The 21,605-nt window shown below is 61.9% G+C and carries 16 protein-coding genes, 4 tRNA genes and 1 pseudogene; 16 read left to right on the top strand and 5 right to left on the bottom strand.

Features of this window, described 5'->3' with window-relative positions; translation table 11 throughout:
* Positions 1–86: 86 nt before the first annotated feature.
* From glnA to ntrC, 4 genes are all read left to right on the top strand, one after another.
* Entirely contained in the window at positions 87–1,502 is a 1,416-nt protein-coding gene (glnA, locus tag AC07VS_RS23140) for a type I glutamate--ammonia ligase (RefSeq protein ID WP_492347050.1), read from the top strand.
* Between the two features lie 160 nt (positions 1,503–1,662).
* Positions 1,663–2,151, top strand: coding sequence for a hypothetical protein (locus AC07VS_RS23135; protein WP_492347051.1), 489 nt, complete (start codon positions 1,663–1,665; stop codon positions 2,149–2,151).
* Positions 2,148–3,227, top strand: a complete 1,080-nt coding sequence (gene glnL, locus AC07VS_RS23130; RefSeq protein ID WP_492347052.1) for a nitrogen regulation protein NR(II) — start codon at positions 2,148–2,150, stop codon at positions 3,225–3,227. Before AC07VS_RS23135 ends, glnL begins: the two co-directional genes overlap by 4 nt.
* A 40-nt stretch (positions 3,228–3,267) precedes the next feature.
* The gene (ntrC, locus tag AC07VS_RS23125) at positions 3,268–4,884 is read left to right on the top strand and encodes a nitrogen regulation protein NR(I) (RefSeq protein WP_492347053.1); all 1,617 of its coding nucleotides are present in this window, start codon (positions 3,268–3,270) and stop codon (positions 4,882–4,884) included.
* A gap of 66 nt (positions 4,885–4,950) precedes the next feature.
* On the opposite strand, the gene xth is transcribed toward ntrC, so the two are convergent.
* Positions 4,951–5,724, bottom strand: a complete 774-nt coding sequence (gene xth, locus AC07VS_RS23120; protein WP_494752126.1) for an exodeoxyribonuclease III — start codon at positions 5,722–5,724, stop codon at positions 4,951–4,953.
* Positions 5,725–5,912: 188 nt separating this feature from the next.
* Between xth and AC07VS_RS23115 the strand changes: the two genes are divergently transcribed.
* From AC07VS_RS23115 to AC07VS_RS23075, 9 genes and pseudogenes are all read left to right on the top strand, one after another.
* Positions 5,913–5,988: transfer RNA gene (locus tag AC07VS_RS23115), tRNA-Gly, on the top strand.
* A gap of 76 nt (positions 5,989–6,064) precedes the next feature.
* Positions 6,065–6,140: transfer RNA gene (locus AC07VS_RS23110), tRNA-Gly, on the top strand.
* Positions 6,141–6,199: 59 nt separating this feature from the next.
* A tRNA-Gly gene (locus AC07VS_RS23105) sits at positions 6,200–6,275 on the top strand.
* Between the two features lie 141 nt (positions 6,276–6,416).
* Positions 6,417–6,509: transfer RNA gene (locus AC07VS_RS23100), tRNA-Leu, on the top strand.
* 520 nt (positions 6,510–7,029) lie between these two features.
* Positions 7,030–9,075 carry an NHL repeat-containing protein gene (locus tag AC07VS_RS23095; RefSeq protein ID WP_494752125.1) on the top strand — a complete coding sequence of 682 codons (2,046 nt, stop codon included), beginning with the start codon at positions 7,030–7,032 and terminating at the stop codon, positions 9,073–9,075.
* Positions 9,076–9,819: 744 nt separating this feature from the next.
* Positions 9,820–11,211, top strand: a pseudogene (ltrA, locus tag AC07VS_RS23090) (group II intron reverse transcriptase/maturase).
* A gap of 339 nt (positions 11,212–11,550) precedes the next feature.
* Positions 11,551–12,171 (top strand): DUF6806 family protein, encoded by a 621-nt coding sequence (locus AC07VS_RS23085; RefSeq protein WP_492346173.1) that lies wholly within the window; start codon positions 11,551–11,553, stop codon positions 12,169–12,171.
* Positions 12,095–12,724, top strand: a complete 630-nt coding sequence (locus AC07VS_RS23080; protein ID WP_494658637.1) for a YgjP-like metallopeptidase domain-containing protein — start codon at positions 12,095–12,097, stop codon at positions 12,722–12,724. Before AC07VS_RS23085 ends, AC07VS_RS23080 begins: the two co-directional genes overlap by 77 nt.
* Positions 12,725–12,897: 173 nt before the next feature.
* Positions 12,898–13,206: a high-potential iron-sulfur protein gene (locus tag AC07VS_RS23075; RefSeq protein WP_492346175.1), complete on the top strand. Its 309-nt coding sequence runs from the start codon at positions 12,898–12,900 to the stop codon at positions 13,204–13,206.
* Positions 13,207–13,269: 63 nt separating this feature from the next.
* Here AC07VS_RS23075 and murI read toward each other — a convergent pair whose 3' ends face one another.
* Together murI and AC07VS_RS23065 are read right to left on the bottom strand one after the other, a co-directional pair.
* The gene (gene murI, locus AC07VS_RS23070; protein ID WP_494752124.1) at positions 13,270–14,130 is read right to left on the bottom strand and encodes a glutamate racemase; all 861 of its coding nucleotides are present in this window, start codon (positions 14,128–14,130) and stop codon (positions 13,270–13,272) included.
* Between the two features lie 89 nt (positions 14,131–14,219).
* A complete protein-coding gene (locus tag AC07VS_RS23065; RefSeq protein WP_492346177.1) occupies positions 14,220–15,770 on the bottom strand; it encodes a fumarate hydratase in 1,551 nt (516 codons plus the stop codon).
* Positions 15,771–15,939: 169 nt separating this feature from the next.
* Between AC07VS_RS23065 and fumC the strand changes: the two genes are divergently transcribed.
* On the top strand, positions 15,940–17,328 hold the full coding sequence (gene fumC / locus AC07VS_RS23060; RefSeq protein ID WP_494752123.1) for a class II fumarate hydratase: 1,389 nt from the start codon (positions 15,940–15,942) through the stop codon (positions 17,326–17,328).
* Positions 17,329–17,358: 30 nt separating this feature from the next.
* On the opposite strand, the gene AC07VS_RS23055 is transcribed toward fumC, so the two are convergent.
* The gene (locus AC07VS_RS23055; protein WP_492346179.1) at positions 17,359–17,961 is read right to left on the bottom strand and encodes a YqhA family protein; all 603 of its coding nucleotides are present in this window, start codon (positions 17,959–17,961) and stop codon (positions 17,359–17,361) included.
* 201 nt (positions 17,962–18,162) lie between these two features.
* Here AC07VS_RS23055 and acs point away from each other — a divergent pair, with 201 nt between their 5' ends.
* Complete coding sequence (acs, locus tag AC07VS_RS23050) at positions 18,163–20,148, top strand: acetate--CoA ligase (protein WP_492346180.1); 1,986 nt, start codon at positions 18,163–18,165, stop codon at positions 20,146–20,148.
* A 364-nt stretch (positions 20,149–20,512) separates the two neighbouring features.
* Positions 20,513–21,037 carry a pilin gene (locus AC07VS_RS23045; RefSeq protein ID WP_494752122.1) on the top strand — a complete coding sequence of 175 codons (525 nt, stop codon included), beginning with the start codon at positions 20,513–20,515 and terminating at the stop codon, positions 21,035–21,037.
* Between the two features lie 54 nt (positions 21,038–21,091).
* Here the strand turns inward: AC07VS_RS23045 and AC07VS_RS23040 are convergent, their stop codons facing one another.
* Positions 21,092–21,535: a universal stress protein gene (locus AC07VS_RS23040; protein ID WP_492346182.1), complete on the bottom strand. Its 444-nt coding sequence runs from the start codon at positions 21,533–21,535 to the stop codon at positions 21,092–21,094.
* Between the last annotated feature and the right edge of the window lie 70 nt (positions 21,536–21,605).

The following is a 21,605-nucleotide window of genomic DNA, read 5'->3' as shown; positions in this document are numbered from 1 at the left end:
TGGTGCCATGCACCAAGGATTGGCATAAAAACTGCATTCCTCCCGGCGTCATTGAATTTTTAACCAGCCTCGAACAGGAGATCCTGATGGCAAAGACCGTCGCAGACGTGATGAAGTTGGTGAAGGAAAACGAAGTCAAGTTCGTTGATTTCCGCTTCACCGATACCCGTGGCAAGCAACAGCACACCACGGTTCCCGTGTCCCACTTTGACGAAGACAAGTTCACGTCGGGGCATGCTTTTGACGGTTCTTCGATTGCCGGCTGGAAGGGCATCGAAGCCTCGGACATGCTGCTGGTGCCGGACCCAAGCTCGGCCAACATCGATCCCTTCTTCGAAGAGACCACCCTGATCCTGACCTGCGACGTGGTGGAACCCGCCGACGGCAAGGCCTATGACCGCGACCCGCGTTCGATCGCCAAGCGCGCTGAAGCCTACCTGAAGGCCTCGGGCCTGGGCGACACCGCCTTCTTCGGTCCGGAACCTGAATTCTTCATCTTCGACGGCATCCGTTGGAGCACCGACCCGCAAAACACCTTCTACGAGATCGAAGAGTACGAAGCCCCGTGGAACACCGGTGCCAAGCTCGAAGGCGGCAACCGCGGCCACCGTCCGACCGTCAAGGGCGGCTACTTCCCGGTGCCCCCGGTCGACAGCACGCAAGACATGCGCGCTGAGATGTCCCTGATCCTTGAATCGCTGGGCATCCCGGTCGAAGTGTTCCACCACGAAGTGGCGGGCGCTGGCCAGAACGAGATCGGCACCCGTTTCAGCACCCTGGTGGAACGCGCTGACTGGACCATCCTGCAGAAGTACGTGGTGCACAACGTGGCCAATGCCTACGGCAAGACCGCCACCTTCATGCCCAAGCCCTACCATGGCGACAACGGCTCGGGCATGCACGTGCACCAGTCGGTCTGGAAGGACGGCAAGAACCTGTTCGCTGGCGACGGCTATGCCGGCCTGTCGGACTTCGCTCTGTACTACATCGGCGGCATCATCAAGCACGCACGTGCCCTGAACGCCATCACCAACCCCGGCACCAACAGCTACAAGCGCCTGGTGCCGCACTTCGAAGCCCCGGTGAAGCTGGCCTACTCGGCCAAGAACCGTTCGGCCTCGATCCGCATCCCCTTCGTGGCCAACCCGAAGGGCCGTCGCGTGGAAGCCCGCTTCCCCGATCCGCTGATGAACCCCTACCTGGGCTTTGCCGCCCTGCTGATGGCGGGTCTGGACGGCGTGGAAAACAAGATCCATCCGGGCGAAGCTGCCACCAAGGATCTGTACCATCTGCCGCCCGAAGAGGACGCATTGGTGCCGACCGTCTGCCACAGCCTGGACCAGGCCCTCGAAGCCCTGGACAAGGACCGTGCCTTCCTGACCAAGGGTGGCGTGTTCACCGACAGCATGATCGATGCCTACATTGATCTGAAGATGCAGGAAGTGACCCGTTACCGCATGTCGGTGCACCCGGTCGAATTCGACATGTACTACTCGCTGTGATGCGGGACTAGGCAATGTCTACCCAAAGGGCAGCTTCGGCTGCCCTTTTTTCTTGCTGCCGGCCCGGGTGCCGGTGCGACCCGGGTGGGCTTTGCCTTTGCCTCACCAGCCGATTCGGAGATACTTGGCTCGCCGCCCGAAGGGGTGCTGAACTGGATGTATGAAACACGCTGTACTGATTTCCCTGCTGACCCTGACCTGCAGCGCCGCGATGGCGCAAGACCGCATCTACCGTTGCGGCAACGAATACACCAACACGGTCCCGGCCAACCGGGCCAAGGAATGCAAGCTGATTGAAGGCGGCAATGTGACCGTGGTGCCGGGCACCCGGCCGGCCGCCCAGGCCCCTGCCGGCGGCGATGCGTCCAAGGTGGTCACGGCGCCTGCGGGCTCGCCCAAGGTGGACAACAGCGAGCAGAAGGCGCGCGATGCCGATGCGCGCGCCATTCTGGAATCCGAATTGCGCAAGGCCGAGGCACGGCTGGCCGAGCTGCAGAAGGAATACAACAACGGCGAGCCCGAGAAGCAGGGGGGCGAGGCCAAGAATTACCAGAAATACCTGGATCGGGTGGCTGCACTCAAGGAAGCCGTGGCGCGCGCCGAGGCCGATGTGGCCGGTATCAAGCGTGAAATCGCGCGTCTCAAATGAACCGCCTCACCCTGACAGACCCAGTCGCCGAAGCCTTTCATGCCTATGACCTGCTGGCCACGCTGGTGGCGGTGGTCCGCATCGATGGCACGGTGATCTTTGCCAATGCGGCGCTGGAAGATGCCATCGGCACCTCGCGCCGAACCATCGAAGGCTCGCAATTTGCCGATTTCTTCTCTGAGCCCCAGATCTTGCGCAATGCCCTGGATGGCGCCGGTAGCAACGAGTTCGCAGCGTTGCGCTACGACGCCTGGTTGAAGCGCTTCACCCATGACCCGGTGCTGGTCCACGTGATCGTGGCGCAGACCGATCAGCCGGGCGAGGTGATCATCGAGTTGCTGCCCCTGGAGCAGCAGGCCCGACAGGACCGCGAGGAGCGACTGATCGATCAGGCGCAGGCCAACAAGGAGTTGATCCGCAATCTGGCCCACGAGATCAAGAACCCGCTGGGGGGCATCCGGGGGGCGGCGCAGCTGCTTCAGATGGAGATCGAGTCGCGCGACCTGATTGAGTACACCCAGGTCATCATCCACGAGGCGGATCGTCTGCAGACCCTGGTCGATCGACTGCTGGCGCCGCACCGTCGCCCGCACGTGGTGGGCGACGTGAACATCCACGAAGTGTGTGAGCGTGTGCGCTCGCTGATCCTGGCGGAGTTTCCGCGGGGCCTGCGCGTGATCCGCGACTACGACACCTCGATTCCTGAGTTCCGAGGCGACCGCGAGCAACTCATCCAGGCGGTGCTCAACATCGCCCACAACGCGGCCCAGGCTCTGGCGGACAGGGTGGCTGCGGGGGATGCGCAAATCACTTTCCGTTCGCGGATTGCGCGACAGGTTACTTTTGGCAAGCAACGCTACCGATTGGCATTGGAATTGCATGTCATCGACAACGGGCCCGGCGTGCCGGACTCGATCAAGGACCGCATCTTTTACCCGCTGGTGTCGGGGCGGGATGGTGGTTCAGGGCTGGGGCTGACTTTGGCGCAAACCTTTGTTCAGCAACACCATGGCTTGATCGAGTGCGATAGCGTGCCAGGGAGGACGGACTTCAAGATGTTGATTCCGTTGCCCTGAGTGTGATTGACAACAATTTGACCTGAGGTGGTATTTGCACATGAAGCCGATCTGGATAGTAGATGACGATCAATCGATCCGCTTTGTGCTCGAAAAAGCGCTGTTGCGGGAAGAGCTGCCGACCCGCAGCTTCACCAACCCCCGCGAGGTGCTGGCGGCACTGGATGAGATCGGTGACGAAGACGTCGACAACCAGGGGCCTCAGGTTCTGGTGAGTGACATTCGCATGCCTGGCGGTTCGGGCCTGGATCTGCTGGCCAAGGTGAAAGAGCGCCACCCGGGTTTGCCGGTCATCATCATGACGGCCTTCTCGGACCTGGACAGTGCCGTGTCGGCCTTCCAGGGCGGTGCGTTTGAATACCTGCCCAAGCCCTTTGACCTGCCCAAGGCGGTGGAGTTGATTCGTCGCGCGGTGGAAGAAAGCCAGCGCGAAGAAGTGGCCGAAGAGCGCATGGCGGCCACGCCCGAGATGCTGGGCCAGGCGCCGGCCATGCAGGATGTGTTCCGCGCCATCGGGCGGCTCAGCCAGAGCAATGTGACGGTGATGATCACCGGCGAGTCGGGCTCCGGCAAAGAGCTGGTGGCCCGGGCGCTGCACAAGCATTCGCCACGTGCCAATGGCCCTTTCGTGGCCATTAACACGGCGGCCATTCCCAAGGATCTGCTGGAGTCGGAGCTGTTCGGTCATGAACGCGGTGCCTTCACCGGCGCACAGACCATGCGCCGTGGCCGCTTTGAGCAGGCAGAGGGCGGCACGCTGTTCCTCGATGAAATTGGCGACATGCCTTTTGATCTGCAGACGCGCCTGCTGCGTGTTTTGTCGGACGGTCATTTCTACCGGGTGGGGGGGCACAACGCCGTGAAGGCCAATGTGCGTGTGATTGCTGCCACCCACCAGGACCTGGAGCAGCGCGTGAAGGACGGCGTGTTCCGGGAGGACTTGTTCCACCGCCTCAATGTGATCCGCCTGCGTCTGCCGGCGCTGCGCGAGCGCAAGGAAGACGTGCCGATGCTGACCCGGCATTTCCTGCAGCAAAGCGCCAAGCAACTGGGTGTGGAGCCCAAGCGCATTGCCGACAACGCCCTGGCTCAGTTGGGGGGCTTCAACTTTCCGGGCAACGTGCGGCAGTTGGAGAACATCTGCCACTGGCTCACGGTGATGGCGCCGGCCCAGGTGATCGAGGCCAAGGACCTGCCCCCGGAAGTGCTGGGCATGCAGGGTGCTGCGGGGGCCATCAACAGCACCAGCTTCCATCCTGCGGCGCCGGTACTGGAGTCGGAGCCTGTGGCTGAGCCCATGGCATATGCCTCGCCCTCTGCTCACGTGATGCCGGCATCGGTGTTGGCACAGCCGATTGCGATCCCGGCGGCGGACATGATGGGGTCTGATCCAGCGCGTGGCGAGTCTGTTGCTGCGTCAGTCTCTTCTGGCCTGGGGCGCTCGGCCGCCTGGGAGCAGGGGCTGGAGCTGGAGGCGTTGGAGCTGTTGGCCAGCGGCCGCCACGATGTGTGGGACGAACTGACCCGCCGTTTCGAGTCCAAGCTGATCCTGACCGCGCTGGCCAACACGCGTGGCCGCCGCATCGAGGCCGCTCAGAAGCTGGGCATTGGTCGCAACACCATCACCCGCAAGATTCAGGAACTCGGCCTCGAGTGAGTCCTGGTCCGCGGAGGGGGTTGCCCATTGGGGCGTGCCCTCTGCGGCCTTTGGGCCTGAGGCTGTTCAGATCGTGACGATCACGGGGGCGTGGTCGCTTGGGCGCTCGTTTTTGCGCGTGTTCCTGTCGATCTCGCAGGCGCTGACCTGGGGTTTGAGCGCATCGCTGACCAGGGTGTAATCGATGCGCAGCCCGCGGTTGCGTCGGAAGGCGAAGTCGCGGTAATCCCACCAAGAAAAGCTCTTCTCGGCCTGTTCAAACAGGCGGAAGGCGTCGTGCAGCCCCAAGGCCAGCAGGGCCTTGAAATGATCGCGTTCGGCCGTCGTGTGGTGAATGGCCTCGCGCAGGCCGTCGGGGTCCCAGGTGTCGCGGTCATCGGCGGTGATGTTGAAGTCACCCACCAGCACCAGTCGGGGGTGGCTTTGAAGCTGCTCCTTGAGCCAGTCCTGCAGCGCCTGCAGCCAGCGCATCTTGTAGTCAAACTTTTCCGAGCCGGGCTCTTGCCCATTGACGAAGTAGCCATTGATCAGGCGCACAGGTCCGGCGTCGGTGTGCAGCGTGCCCGCAATCACGCGCGACTGCTCATCTGCAAAACCGGGAATGTTCTTCACCACGTCGGTCACCGGGGTGCGGCTCAGGATGGCCACGCCGTTGTAGGTCTTCTGGCCCATGAAGGCGCTGTGGTAGCCGGCTTCTTGCAGCGCAGCGGCCGGAAACTTGTCATCGCTCAGCTTGAGTTCCTGCAGGCACAGCGCGTCCACCGGGTGGGTGCTGAGCCATTCCAGCACCTGCGGCAGGCGAACCGAGAGGGAGTTGACGTTCCAGGTGGCAATTTTCATGGTGGCTTCGAGGGTCTGCTTGAGCGCAGAGTATCGTGGAATTCGCGCCGCCCTGTCGCCGGTGGTGCCGATCGCAGGCAGGCGAAAACTTTTTTGGACTGTCTTGAGTCGGGCAAAAAATATGTATAATTCGAGGCTTCGCTGGATACGCAGAGCAACGCAAGTTGATCAGCAGACACGGTGAAAATGCGGGAATAGCTCAGTTGGTAGAGCGCAACCTTGCCAAGGTTGAGGTCGAGAGTTCGAGACTCTTTTCCCGCTCCAGGTTTCAGTCTTCGCAGTCTGAAAGCTGGCAGGCTCCAAGCCTGTCGGGCGATGATGCGAAGAGCGTGCAGAACACGCGGGAATAGCTCAGTTGGTAGAGCGCAACCTTGCCAAGGTTGAGGTCGAGAGTTCGAGACTCTTTTCCCGCTCCAGTTCTTGGTGATCTTCGGATCTCCACGATCAGGAGGTCATCAGGCCACCTGTCGAAAATGCGGGAATAGCTCAGTTGGTAGAGCGCAACCTTGCCAAGGTTGAGGTCGAGAGTTCGAGACTCTTTTCCCGCTCCAAATTTCAAAAAGGGAAGCCCAGGCTTCCCTTTTTTCTTGTCCGCATCGCTGCGGCCGGGGTGCCCGGGTCGCGTTATGATGCGCGCCTGATCCGATCAGGCCGCCCGGCTGCTTGCTCGCATGCCCTGGATTGATCGGTGTGCCCCGATGGTGAAATTGGTAGACACTGCGGACTTAAAATCCGCCGCTTTCCGTAAAAGGGGCGTGCCGGTTCGACCCCGGCTCGGGGCACCAAATTTGGCTTTCAAGCCATCTCACACCACCTCAAAACCCGCGCGCTGCAAGGCGTGGCGGGTTTTTTCTTGTCTCACCTCACCTCAAGAGCTACCGTCAAAGCTCAAAGTTTTGTTGGTAAATGTGCTGGTACAGGCTGCTACCAACAGACTTGATACCAACATGTCCCGATACCAACGAGGCGGCAATGGTTCAGCAGCCCGCTAGGGATGGGCAATTTAGTCATGCGGATGGAGGGGAACACTCTGTCCTTCCATCGGCATCTTGAACTCCTGGGGATGCAGTGCTTATGGCCGAAGGGCCAGTCTATCGGTTGGGTTTGCTTTTCCTCCCTGAGCAAGTCCGCAAGGGTTCACCCGGCCAAAGTGCCGGGTTCTCTTTTCGGACCAAGAACGCAGATCGGGCAAGCAGCGCCACGTGGGGTTGCTATTTGAATTTGAACTACCAGTGACGAGTTGGTTTGTTGATAATCAGTTCGGCCATTTCTCCGTAATGGCTAATTCAGGGAAGGATTAGGAACATGTTCAAAGCTTTGAGTGACGGGCCGCGATGGATTGCAGCCTTTGTGTTGTTGCTGGCACTGGTTGCCTGCGGCGGTGGGGGGGGCGGGGGGGCAAATAGTGGTGGCACAGGCACAGGCACAGGCACAGGCACAGGCACAGGCACAGGCACAGATGGTGGCGCGACGACTCAGCCCCAGGGTTTGTCTGTCTGGGCTGGTACGCCGGGTCAGGCAGGTAATATCACCATCAATCCTTGGGGGTATGTGAACGGCGCGGGTAGCGTGGCGCGGTTCTACAACCCATATGGCTTGATCGGCGACTCAGTTGGGAACACCTTTGTGGCTGACACGTTCAACCATGTGATCCGCAAGATCAGCGTTGACGGAGTGGTCAGTACGGTGGCCGGAACCGGTACCGCAGGGGCTCAGGACGGTCCGGTAGCCTCGGCTTTGTTCAATTTTCCGGCTGCGCTGGCGATGGATTCGGGCGGCAATCTGCTGGTGGCCGACCGGGGGAATCGGGTGATCCGCAAGATCGCTACAGATGGAACCGTGTCCACGGTGGCCGGCATGGCCGGCCTGGCGGGCCAGATCGACGGACAGGGCGGCGTCGCCCGATTTGATTCGCCCATGAACCTGGCCATGGGGCCTGATGGCACCCTGTACGTCCAAGAAGCTCACCGCGTGAGCAAAGTCTCGCCAGCTGGTGTCGTAAGTACCATTTGGATGGGTAGCGACGATTTGATGGGTTTGGCTGTCGATTCCAAGTCAACGGTCTATGTCAGCTCCGCAACCTTGACCAATTACATCTTTGGCATCTTGTATGGCAATCAGAAGGTGTCGAGCATTGTCGACCGGCAATTGAATCTGCTGACTGGTACATTGCAGACTAACAGCACCATGGCTGCGGGCAATGACTACCGTGTCTACAGCTACTTCGGTGCCCTGGCAATCGATGCCAGTGATCGCCTGCATGTCCTGGTGAGTGATAACTCGAAAGCCAAGGTCTCCATTGCAAGGGTGTCGCCCTCGGGTGATGTGGCATTGCTGCAGGATGTTTTGGGGTCGACCCAGAGATTGCAGGTGCGGCCCTCGGGCAATTTTGTGGCGATCTCCGACCAGGCCATCTTCGAAATCAACGGGACCAGGTCGTTGCTGATTGCGGGCTCTGATGCCCCCATTCAGACCACTTACGGTCCGTTCTCCAATCCTCAAGGCATCGTGGCGGACAGTGCGGGCAACTTGTGGGTGAGCAACCAAGCCGGCGGCAGCCTGATCAAGGTCAATACCAAAGCTGAGGTCAGTGTCGCGGTCAGCGCGGGCATGACCTATCCGACCGGGTTGACCACGGATTGCCAGGGAAATACCTACGTGGCCGACTCTGTTGGTAACGCGATCTATCGGTACACCCCTGAGGGAGCCTTCTCCAAGGTGCTCGATATGAACAAGTTCAGTACCGCCGCGCTGACGATGACAGCCATTGCAGTCGATTGCTCAGGCAACTTCTACATCACCAATGCCTGGAACAACAACGTTCTCAAGGTGCTGGCCGATGGTACGGTTAATACCCTGGCTGGGCCGCCCCTGGTGACTCCCATGACCCGGCCTGGGCCCACGGGGTCAGTGGATGGGGCCGGCACCAATGCCAGGTTCACGGGGCCTGGCGCGATTGCCGTGGATGCCGCAGGCACCGTCTACGTAGCCGACAGTGGCAACCATACCGTGCGCAAAATCAGTGGCGAGGGGGTGGCCAGTACCCTGGCTGGGCAGGCCGGGGTGGTGGGCAGTAGCGATGGTCAGGGCTCCGTGGCCAGTTTCAATGGGCCGACTGCTTTGTCTTTCGATGGTGCAGGCAACCTGTATGTCCTGGACAAGGGCAATAATCTGATTAGGCGAATTACGCCCTCTGGCTTGGTGAGCACGGTGGCGGGTACCCGTGGTGCGACGGCCCTGCAACTGGGGGCGCTGCCCGGTGCGTGGGTCAATTCTGTGGGGATGGTCGTGTCAGCCAATCGGCTCTATGTGTTGGCCGACCATGCCATTCTGACCATGCCGCTCCCTTGAGTCGGATCGCGCATCAAGCCTTCCTAAGCTATACAACTGGGTAAACTACAACCCGTCCACGCGCCGGGTGTTGTTCTCCAGCCGTCTACGGGCGTCACGCTGCTGAAGCCACACTGGACGAACTTTCAGGAGGTTCGATGGCCAGTCAACTTGAGTTCATTGAGTGGGCTCCATGGATCAGCGGAAGAGGTCACTTTTCTTTTTATTGGTGCCTTTTTGATTGAAAAGTCCGAAACCTATATTCCGTGAGGTCTGTAAGTCAGTCTTCGGCCCCGGCTCGGCTTTCAAGCCATCTCACATCACCTCAAAACCCGCGCGCTGCAAGGCGTGGCGGGTTTTTTCATGGTGCGCCCAGCATGGGCGCACACCTGCGGGTGCAAGTCCCGCTGCGAGCTGGTCACAGTGAGCAAAGTGAAGCGCAACTGCGTGAGGGCGACCGAGCGTGGGAAGGAAGCGTGGAGCGTAAATCGCGAGTCGATGAACAAGAACCTCATAGAAGGCGTTGTCAAGCAGGGCGAGTGGGCCATTTACCGCGAAGCTCTTGTGACCAAGGCGAGGTGGCGTAGATGGGGCGGTTGTGCGATGAAGGTGTGCGTTCTTACCTGGGGAGATCTCGCCTTGCGGGTGAAAGCCCGACGGTCCTGCCGGAGCGAGAAGTCAGCAGAGGTCGTAGTAGCCGCAGCCGGGGCTGATGAGGCCACAAGGCGAGGGCGAAGGACCGAACGAGAGTGAGTGACTGAGGACATGCAAAGCTGCAAGGTCATGCGTCAGAAGCCGGTGCAAGCCGGGCGAACGGGGAGGCGGCCAGGTGAAGCCGGGCCAGAGACCGTCCGTGATGAAACCGGAGGTACGTTGCATGAACACCCGGGCACAGGGTCATCAAGGCAAGTGGCAGGCACAGGTGGCCTGCTGGAGGCGGCGCTGACGAGACAGTACCTGCAAGCGGCGTGGCAGCGGGTCAAAGCCAACAAGGGCGCGGCCGGGGTGGACGGGCTCGACATCGAGCAGACCGCCCAGATGCTGCGAACGCATTGGCCAGACATCCGTGAGGCGCTGCGGGCGGTGCGCTACCGGCCCAGTCCGGTACGCAAGGTGATGATTCCCAAGCCGGACGGCAGCCAGCGCGAGCTGGGTATCCCGACGGTGACAGATCGACTGATCCAGCAAGCACCGCTGCAAGTGCTGCAACCGATCCTCGATCCGGCCTTCAGCGAACACAGCTACGGGTTCAGGCTTGGAAGACGTGCGCACGATGCGGTCAAGGCCGCCAGGGCGTATGTGCAGTCGGGTCAGCGCGTGGTGGTGGACGTGGACCTGAGTAAGTTCTTTGACCGGGTCAACCACGACATTCTGATCGACAGGCTCAACAGACGCATTGACGATGCTGGAGTGATCCGGCTGGTGCGTGCGTACCTGAACGCGGGGATCATGGATGACGGGGTGGTGGCGGCGCGTCAGATGGGCACGCCGCAAGGCGGACCACTGTCGCCGCTGCTGACCAACATGCTGCTGGACGAAGTGGACAAAGCATTGAAGGCGCGAGGCTACAGCTTTGCGCGCTACGCGGATGACTGCAATGTCTAGGTGGGCAGCAAGAGGGCTGGCGAGAGGGTGATGGGCTACCCGAGGAAGCTGTACGCGGGCTTGAGGCTTCAAATCAACGAAGCCAAGAGTGCGGTGGCCAGTGCCTTCGGGCGCAAGTTCTTGGGGTATGAGCTGTGGGTGGCCAAGGGCCGGCAGGTGAAGTGTTCAGTGGCCCACAAGGCGCTGGACAACTTCAAAGCTCGAATCCGGCAACTCACACGCCGAACGGGCGGACGCAGCATGGTCGAGGTGGTGGAGAAGCTGAGGCCCTACCTGCTGGGCTGGAAGGCGTACTTCGGGTTGGCGCAAACGCCCCGAGTCTGGCGAGAGCTGGACGAGTGGTTACGTCACCGACTGCGCGCCATCCAACTCAGGCATTGGAAAAGGCCTGCGGCCGTCTACCGCGGGCTCAGGGCACGTGGAGGATCAGACGATGTTGCGCGACAGGTTGCTGGAAACGGCTGCCGGTGGTAGCGAAACAGTGATGGAGTCATCAAGCGCGTGCTCACCATTGCGTACTACGACGGGTTGGGGGTGCCCAGGCTGTCCTGACCTCAAACTCTCGAACCGCCCGGTGCGGACCCGCATGCCGGGTGGTGTGGCAGTGGGGGCTGCGATGATCGCGGCCCCCCTATGCCGATCTGGCTGAGGGTTGGGGCGACTGGCGCGTTCGGTGACCTATCTTGTTCATTCTGGCGAGGCTGCTTCGGACAAAGTGCGCTATTGGGGCGTGCTTCAGTGGCTCAAAAGCCTTTCGTCGGCTTGGCGCCGTGCCAAAATGAGTGCAGGTCTGCTTGGCGCTCAGCCGGTGGTTCCCCCCCTAGCCAGGGCCATTCGCCAATCAGGTTCGGACCCGATGGGTCTGTTTCGGGGCACTATTACCATTGAATCATGTCAAGTTACAACGCCCCTTTTGAAATCCACGTGCATGGTCAAGTGCAGTTGCGTGGTGATGTTCTGTTTGATCAGTTGCAAGAGGCTTTGAAGCCGCTTTGGCACTACGCCGGCGCGCGGTCCTTGGCTGATGGGGCGACCAGCGCCTACGACGAAGAGCCGGGGATCAAATTCGACCCCAAGGAACACCTGCTGCAGATGTGCTGGACGGTGCGAGGCGACGAGGATTTTCGCCAGTCGCTGGACGAGATGTGCATGAATCTCAATGAGATTTCCGAGCAGGGGGCGGCGATCGAAGTCACCTTCTATGACGCCGAGTTTGACGAAGAGGAAGAAGACCGTGGCGCCGAGTCGCGCGATGATTTTCTGATGCTGTTCGTGGGGCCCAACCCGGCCGCCATCATGCAGGTGCAGCGTGACCTGCTGGTGCAGGACGTGGTGAACATGATGGAGCGTCATTTTGATGGCTCCGAGTTGGGCGGGGTGGTGGGCGAGATCGACAAGCTGTTCTCGCAACGCTTTGATGATCTGGTCAACTCGCTTGAGATTGGGCGCCCGCCGCGTGGTTCGGGTGGCTCTGGTCATGGTGGTGGCCGCCGGCCCCGTCATCTGCACTGAGTCAGGCGCCGTGAGCGAGGCGGTGCTGGTCTCAAAGTACCTGGCGGCCTACCCCGAGTCGTTGCAACAGCAGGCTGGGCGTTTGCTGGCTTCGGGGCGCTTGCCTGACTGGTTGATGGAGCGCTACCCCGCGCCGCACGGTTTGCGTACCGATGGCGCCTTGTATCGCCATGTCGAAGCACTGAGGCAGGAGCACCTGCGCCAAACCCCCCGGCTGGACCGGGTGGTGTACGACAGCAAGATCCATGTGGTGCGCAATGCGCTCGGCTTGCACACCATCAGCTCGCGGGTGCAGGGTGGACGCCTCAAGGCCCAGCACGAGATCCGCATCGGCGCCTTGTTCAAGGATGCCCCGGCCCCCTTTTTGAGCATGATTGTGGTTCACGAACTTGCGCACCTTCGCGAACGCGAACACAACAAGGCGTTCTATCGGCTTTGTGAACATCTGGAGCCGTCCTATCACCAGCTCGAATTGGATGTGCGTCTTTACCTGACCCACCTGGAGGCGGGTGGTCGACGGTTGTGGGGCTTGCCTGACGTTGCGTCGGCTTGATCTGCGCTCGGCTTGGCCAGCGGGCAAGACGGGTCATCCAGAATTGTCCGGGGTTGGCGCTCAGTCTTGCTTTGGCTCAAGGTGGGCAGGTCGGGGTGGGTTCACAATGCGCTGCCAGCTTCGCAAGGCGCTGGCGTTTTACAAATCAAGACTCTCCCCACCTGAGGTTTGCCATGTCCAATCGTCGTCAATTCTTCTTCCAACTGAGCGCCGGTACCGGTTTCGTGCTGGCCGCTTCCTCTGTTCGCGCTGCCGCTCCGATGGTGGCCGACAACGATCCGCAGGCTGCAGCCCTGGGCTACAAGGCTGACGCTACCAAGGTCGACAAGAGCAAGTTCCCCAAGTACGCCGCTGGCGACCATTGCGGTAGCTGTGCGCTGTTCCAAGGCAAGGCCTCTGACGCGGCTGGTGGCTGCCCGCTGTTTGCCGGCAAGCAAGTGGCGACCAAGGGCTGGTGCAGCGCCTACGCCAAGAAGGCCTGATCGCCTTCTTTCGGTCTGAATTTTTCAGTCTGAAACAGATGAAAGCCGGCCTTGTGCCGGCTTTCATCGTTTGGGGAGGGGCTGGCAGGGCCCGGAGGCTTCTGGCAGCCAGTGTTGGATGGCACGCTCCAGGTGCTCGACCTCGCCCGTGGTGAACCAGCTCACCTGGCCAGAGGGCGCCAGAGTCTCGGGACGGCCCTGCAGGCGAAGCTGCCCGCTTTGCAGCAGCCGCCGGTAGGTTTGTTCGGCAACGGGCGCCCCGGTGTCCAGCACCGTCACATGGGGCGGCAGTTCAGACAGCCAATGTGGCAGCACCAGTGGGTAGTGGGTGCAGCCCAGCACCAGGGTGTCGGGTGTGCTGGTGCCCTCAGTCCAGGGCCCGGTCTGGGCCAGGTATTGCCGGCAATAGTGGGCAATGCGCCGGTCGTCCCGATGCTCGATGGCATCGGCCAGGCCATCGCAGGGTTGGCAGCGGATGTCCAGCCCCGGGTCTTGCTGACCCAGCAGGTGTTGAAACTTGGGGCTGTTGAGGGTGCCTCGTGTGGCCACGACCGCGATATGGCCAGTGCGCGTCAACTGCGCTGCCGGCTTGAGGGCTGGCTCCACCCCGATCACGGGCAACTGGGGCCAATGCTGTCGCAGCTCATGGATGGCGGCGGCGGTGGCGGTGTTGCAGGCGACGACGACCGCCTTGGCCCCGAAGCCCACGAGTGCTTCGGTCATGACCCGGGAGCGATCCCGCACAAATTCGTCGCTGCGTTCGCCATAGGGGGCGTGGCCGCGGTCTGAGATGTAGACGAAGTCTTCCTGGGGCATGCGCTGGCGCAGGGCCTTGAGGATGCTCAGACCGCCAATGCCGCTGTCAAAGACCCCGATGGGGCCCGAGGCGCCCTGGTGGGGCGCCTGAAGAGGTGTGTTCAACATGGATGAACCAAGGGCACTGGTGAGGCCCCCGCGGGTCGGGGGGGCCAGCGGAGGGCCTGACCGTGTGGCCCGGCCCTCACAGCCGGGTATCAGGCGCCGGCGACCGAAATACCTTTGAATTCGCCCGTGGCGATGCGCTTTTGCCACTCGGCCGGGCCGGTGATGTGGGCGCTGGTGCCACCGGCATCCACGGCCACGGTCACGGGCATGTCCACCACGTCGAACTCGTAGATGGCTTCCATGCCCAGATCGGCAAAACCCACCACCTTGGCGGCCTTGATGGCCTTGGATACCAGGTAGGCGGCGCCGCCCACGGCCATCAGGTAGGCCGATTTGTGCTTCTTGATGGCTTCAATGGCGACGGGGCCGCGTTCGGCCTTGCCCACCATGGCGATCAGGCCGGTCTGGGCCAGCATCATCTCGGTGAAGCCATCCATGCGGGTGGCGGTGGTGGGGCCGGCGGGGCCGACGGCCTCGTCCTTGACCGGGTCGACCGGGCCCACGTAGTAGATCACGCGGTTGGTGAAGTCGACCGGCAGCTTCTCGCCCTTGGCCAGCATGTCTTGGATGCGCTTGTGGGCGGCATCACGGCCGGTCAGCATCTTGCCGTTGAGCAACAAGGTGTCGCCCGGCTTCCAACTGGCGACTTCGGCCGGGGTCAGTGTGTTCAGGTCGACCTTGCGGCTCTTGTTGTAGTCGGGCGTCCAATCGACATTGGGCCACAGGTCCAGGCTCGGCGGGTCGAGGTAGACCGGGCCCGAGCCGTCCATCACGAAGTGGGCGTGGCGGGTGGCGGCGCAGTTGGGGATCATCGCCACGGGCTTGCTGGCGGCGTGGGTGGGGTACATCTTGATCTTGATGTCCAGCACGGTGGTCAGGCCACCCAGGCCTTGGGCGCCGATGCCCAGGGCGTTGACCTTTTCGAGCAACTCCAGGCGCAGTTCTTCGACCTGGGTGAGTTTCTCGCCCTTGGCAGCCTTGGCCTGCAGTTCGTACATGTCCAGGTCGTCCATCAGGCTTTCCTTGGCCATCAGGACGGCCTTCTCGGCGGTGCCGCCAATGCCAATGCCCAGCATGCCCGGCGGGCACCAGCCGGCGCCCATGGTGGGCACGGTCTTCAGCACCCAGTCGACCACGCTGTCGCCGGGGTTGAGCATGACCATCTTGCTCTTGTTTTCGCTGCCGCCGCCCTTGGCGGCCACGGTCACTTCGACGGTGTTGCCAGGCACGATCTCGGCAAAGATCACGGCCGGGGTGTTGTCCTTGGTGTTCTTGCGGGCGAACTGGGGATCGGCCACCACCGAAGCACGCAAGGTGTTGTCAGGGTGGTTGTAACCGCGGCGCACGCCTTCGTTGATGGCGTCGTCCAGGCTGCCGGTGAAACCTTCCCAACGCACGTCCATGCCCACTTTCAGGAACACGTTGACGATGCCGGTGTCTTGGCAGATCGGACGCTGGCCGGTCGCGCTGAGCTTGCTGTTGGTCAGGATCTGGGCGATCGCATCCTTGGCCGCCGGACTCTGTTCGCGCTCATAGGCACGTGCCAGATGGGCGATGTAGTCGGTGGGGTGGTAGTAGCTGATGTACTGGAGGGCCCCGGCGATGGAGTCGATGAGGTCGCTTTGCTTGATGGTGGTCATGGTTCTTCGTGGGCTGGAAGGGACAATGCGGGATCCGGTGGGGGCTGGCCGTCTGGCGGTCCCGCGCGATTATCCCAGGGGGTGAGCGCAAAAACCGGGCACGCCAGCAGCTTGCCCGAATCACGGGCAGGCGGTATTTTGACAGGTTGAAACAACCCGAGGTCGCGTCATGTCAACTCGCATCGAAGTCGACTCCTTTGGACCCATTGATGTTCCGGCCGATCGGCTATGGGGGGCACAGACCCAGCGATCACTGCAGAACTTTGCCATTTCAGGGGAGCGCCAACCGCGTGAACTGATCATGGCACTGGCCCAGATCAAGCGGGCCTGCGCCTACGTCAACCAGCGCCTGGGGCTGTTGTCTTCCCCCAAGGCCATGGCCATCATTGCCGCGGCCGAAGAAGTGCTGGAAGGGCGCCACGATGACCAGTTTCCGCTGGTGGTCTGGCAGACTGGCTCGGGCACGCAGACCAACATGAACCTCAACGAGGTGCTGGCCAACCGGGCCAGCGAGTTGCTGGGGGGGCCGCGTGGGCAGGGGCGGCTGGTGCACCCGAATGACGAGGTGAACTGCAGTCAATCTTCCAACGATGTGTTTCCCACCGCCATGCATGTGGCCGCCGTCGATGCCTTGACCCATCGCCTGCTGCCAGCGCTGCTGCAGTTGCAGACGGTGTTCAGCGAGCAATCGCTGGCATTTGCCGACATTGTCAAGATCGGCCGCACTCACCTGCAGGATGCCACTCCGCTCACCTTGGGGCAGGAGTTCTCGGGCTATGCGGCCCAACTGCAGCACGCCGAGCGCCATGTGCGCGATGCCATGCCGCATTTGTGCGAGCTGGCCCTGGGGGGCACCGCGGTGGGCACCGGGCTGAATGCGCCGCCGGGCTACGCGCAGGCCGTGGCGGACGAACTGGCCGGCTTGACGGGGCTGCCCTTTGTGACGGCGCCGAACAAGTTTGAGGCCCTGGCCTCGATGGATGGCATCGTGCACGGCCATGGCGCGCTCAAGTCGCTGGCGGCCAGCCTCATGAAAATTGCCAACGATCTGCGCTGGCTTGCCAGCGGGCCCCGCTGCGGCATTGGTGAGATTGCCCTGCCCGAGAACGAGCCGGGCTCTTCGATCATGCCGGGCAAGGTCAATCCCACCCAGTGCGAAGCCCTCACCATGCTGGCGGCGCAGGTCATGGGCAACGATGTGGCCATCAACCTGGGGGGCGCCAGCGGCAATTTCGAACTCAATGTCTTCCGGCCCATGGCGGCCCACAACTTTTTGCAAAGTGTGCGTCTTTTGGCCGATGGCATGAACAGCTTCCGCGTGCATTGCGTGGTGGGCATCGAGCCCCAGCGCGGGCGCATTGCCGAGTTGCTGGAACGCTCGCTCATGCTGGTCACGGCGCTGAGCCCCCACATCGGGTACGACCGTGCCGCTCAGGTGGCCAAGGCGGCTCACCGCGATGGGGTGAGCCTGCGCGAGGCGGCCTTGGCCTTGGGCTTTGTCACGGCCGAGCAGTTCGATGCCTGGGTGGTGCCGGCCGCCATGACCCGGCCGGGTTGAGCGGGCCAGGGCGGGTGGGTCGGCCTGGATTCAGTGCGGGTCGGGGTGTTGTCCGCCCATCAGTCGATCGGTCAGGGCGATCGCCAGGGCCGACAACAGGAACGTGATGTGGATCGCCGTCTGGGCGATCAACACGCGGTCGGAGTAGTTGTCGGCATTGATGAAGGTCTTGAGCAGGTGGATCGAGCTGATGCCGATGATGGCCGTGGCCAGTTTGACCTTCAGCACCGATGCGTTGACGTGGCTCAGCCATTCGGGTTGGTCCGGGTGGCCTTCCAGGTTCATTCGGCTGACAAAGGTCTCGTAGCCCCCCACGATCACCATGATCAGCAGGTTGGAAATCATCACCACATCGATCAAGGCCAACACGACCAGCATGATGATGGTCTCGTTGAGGGCATGGATCTCGGCGCCTGTCTTGTAGCCAATGCTGTTCACGAGCGCCTGAAGTGCTGTCTGGCTGCCAAAGGCGGCTTCAATCAGATGCACCAGTTCCACCCAGAAGTGAAACACGTAGATGCCCTGGGCCGCGATCAAGCCCAGGTACAGCGGCAATTGAAGCCAACGACTGGCAAAGATCAGGGCAGGCAGCGGGCGCAGTGGCGAGGCTTTGGGTGGAGTGGGTGAACTCATGATTGAATTTTCTGAACGATTGTGGCCAAGTCTAGGTTGTAACAAACGATACCGAAAACCAACGCAATGCCCGTCCCGAATACCGGTCATGTCAGCAACCCCGCTGTTGAGCGGCTGTAAGCTTGACGCCAGTCAGAGCGCTGTAAGGGCCAAGGGTCACATTTACGCGCAAATAGCCCTATCGAACCGAAGGAGACAAGCATGAGTGCCAACCCCCAAGCAGGCGACAACGCCGCCGTGTATCTGCCCAGCGAGGCGTTCGTCAAGAACGCCCACGTGTCAGGCATGGCCGCCTATGAGGCGCTGTGCAAAGAAGCCGAAACCGACTACCAGGGCTACTGGGGTCGGCTTGCCAAGGAACTCATCACCTGGAAGACGCCCTTCACCCAGGTGCTTGATGAGAGCAATGCCCCCTTTTTCAAGTGGTTTGCTGATGGCACGCTGAATGCCTCCTACAACTGCCTGGATCGCAACATTGAGCGTGGCCTGGGCGACAAGACCGCGCTGATCTTCGAAGCCGACGGCGGTGAGGTCACCAAGATCTCGTACGCCGACCTGCTGGCCAAGACCTGCCAGATTGCCAATGCCCTGAAGTCGGTTGGCATCGGCAAGGGCGACCGCGTCATCATTTACATCTCGATGTCGATCGACGGTGTGGCCGCCATGCAGGCCTGTGCCCGCATTGGCGCCATCCACTCGGTGGTGTTTGGTGGCTTCTCTGCCCAATCGGTGCGGGACCGCGTGCAGGACACCGGCGCCAAGGCCATCATCACCGCCGACCAGCAGGTGCGTGGTGGCAAGCACCTGCCTCTCAAGGCCATCGTCGACGAGGCCCTGGCACTGGGTGGCTGCGAGTCCGTGCAGAACGTTCTCGTGGTGAAGCGCACGGGTGCCGACATCGCCATGACCGCGGGCCGCGACCTGTGGATGGCGGATGTGGCGGACAAGCAGCCCACGACCTGCGAACCGGAATGGGTCGAGGCCGAGCACCCCCTGTTCCTGCTCTACACCTCGGGCTCCACCGGCAAGCCCAAGGGCGTTCAGCACTCCACCGGCGGCTACCTGCTGCATGCCGCCTTGACCACCAAGTGGACCTTCGACCTGAAGGCCGACGACGTGTTCTGGTGCACGGCCGACATTGGCTGGGTGACCGGCCACAGTTACATCACCTATGGCCCGTTGGCGCTTGGCGGCACAGAGATCGTCTTTGAAGGTGTGCCCACCTACCCCGACGCCGGCCGTTTCTGGAAGATGATCCAGGACCACAAGGTCAGCATCTTCTACACCGCGCCGACGGCCATCCGCTCCTTGATCAAGGCGGCCGAGGCCAACGCTGCAGTGCACCCCAAGAGCTACGATCTCAGCAGCCTGCGTCTGCTGGGTTCGGTGGGCGAGCCGATCAACCCGGCGGCCTGGGAGTGGTACTACCGCGAAGTCGGCGGCAACCGTTGCCCCATCGTCGACACCTTCTGGCAGACCGAGACCGGCGGCCACATGATCACTCCGCTGCCTGGCGTGACGCCCATGGTGCCGGGTTCGTGCACCCTGCCTTTCCCGGGCATCCAGGCCGCCATCGTGGATGAAACCGGCAAGGATGTGCCCAACGGGCAGGGCGGCATCCTGGTGGTCAAGAAGCCATGGCCTTCGATGATCCGTACCATCTGGGGCGATCCGGACCGTTTCGTGAAGAGCTACTACCCCGCCGACTTCCAGGGCAAGTACTACCTGGCCGGCGACGGTGCCATCCGCGACGAGAAAACAGGCTACTTCACGATCACGGGTCGCATCGACGACGTGCTGAACGTGTCGGGTCACCGCATGGGCACCATGGAGATCGAGTCTGCCCTGGTCAGCTGCACCGAACTGGTGGCCGAGGCCGCCGTGGTGGGCCGCCCTGACGACACCACCGGCGAGGCCATCTGCGCCTTCGTGGTGCTGAAGCGCCCGCGCCCCGTGGGCGACGAGGCCAAGGCCATCGCCAAGCAGTTGCGCGACCACGTGGCCAAGGAAATCGGCCCCATTGCCAAACCCAAGGACATCCGCTTTGGCGAGAACCTGCCCAAAACCCGGTCGGGCAAAATCATGCGCCGCCTGCTGCGCAGCCTGGCCAAGGGCGAGACCATCACCCAGGACACCAGCACGCTGGAGAACCCGGCCATCCTGACCCAACTCGACGAAACCTATTGATCTCGTCCTGAGCTGAGCCGCTTGATCCCCGCCTTGTGCGGGGATTTTTCATTGAGGCCTGGGTCGCAGACCCTTGACCACAGCTTGTCTCTGTAATTTCTGCCAAAGGGTGTGACACGCCCGGCCCCGTCGACGGGGCATTCCGTCTCGTGTCAACGGTTGATCGATGTCGGCAGGCGTCTTGGTCCTCCCGTCTCATCTTTCCTGGAATCCCGTCGGGCGCTCAAGATGGTGTGGCGCGGCAAGTGACGGGATGCCAGCGGTGTTACAGCCTGCAGCCTGGAAGGCGCCGTATTTGACTACCTTGTGAACCCAGCCCTGGGGCAGATCGCTCCTGTGGGGCCGTTCAACACAAGGAGGCAATATGAGACAGCATGCACAAAGTGGCTTCACGCTGATCGAGCTGATGATTGTGGTGGCCATCGTCGGCATCATGGCGGCGGTGGCCTTGCCGGCGTACCAGGACTACACGACTCGCACCAAGGTGACGGAGTTGATTTTGGCGGCTGCGCCGTGCCGATTTGGGGTCAGTGAACTGGTTCAGACCGCGCCAGACGCTGACCTGGGGGCGCGTTTCGCAAGGGCGTGCCAACCACAAGCCACCAAGTATGTGGAATCGGTTGCCGTCGATAAGAATGGTGAGATCGTCATCACGGGCAACCCAGTGACGCTTGCCAGACTTGGGGAGGCCAGCCGAGTTTTGACAATCACGCCGGTTGTCACCAAAGGCGACGCCCATTCATTCGAGGCATTGAGTGGCGTCACTGCTGGCGGTGCACAACTGCACGGCTGGGCCTGTGGCGCACGGGAGGGCAGCACGCCGATCAAGGGCCACACCACCATTGAAGCCAAATACCTGCCCGGCAGCTGCCAGGGCACCTACCCCTGAGGCTTCAGTGGCCTCTGCCGGCCTGAGGGCCGGCGGGCCACCGGTGAGTTGTGCTCAGCGCAGCACCAGCACCGGGATGGTGGAGTGGGTCAGCACCTGTTGCGTTTCGCTGCCCAGCAGCAGGCGCTTGATGCCTTTGCGACCATGCGAAGCCATCACGATCAGGTCGCACTTGTGTTTCTTGGCGGCGGCCAACAGGGCTTCGGCGATCAGGTCGGACTTGACGACGACCGATTTGGCCTTGAGCCCGTTTTCGGTGGCGGCCTTCTTGACGGCATCCACCACCGCCTGACCGTGATCGGTCCATTCCTTTTCGATGCGGCCCACTTCGTCGACGCTCAACGGCACCGAACCCTCGAAGTAGCTTTGCGGGTAACGCGGCACCACCTTGACGGCCACCAGTTCGGCACCCGCCAGCGTGGCCAGGTCAATGCCGGTCTTGACGGCCTTCTGAGACAGTTTGGAACCGTCGGTTGCAACAAGAATTCGCTTGTACATGAGGATCTCCTTGGGCTTCAGTAGAGGTCAGATTAGCGATCGAGCGCATTTTTTGGCTTGATCTGAATCA

The sequence above is a fragment of the Curvibacter sp. GW821-FHT01G03 genome, assembly GCF_059422285.1.
The sequence above is the reverse complement of the archived record's forward strand: the minus strand, read 5'-3'. Positions and strand labels throughout refer to the sequence as shown.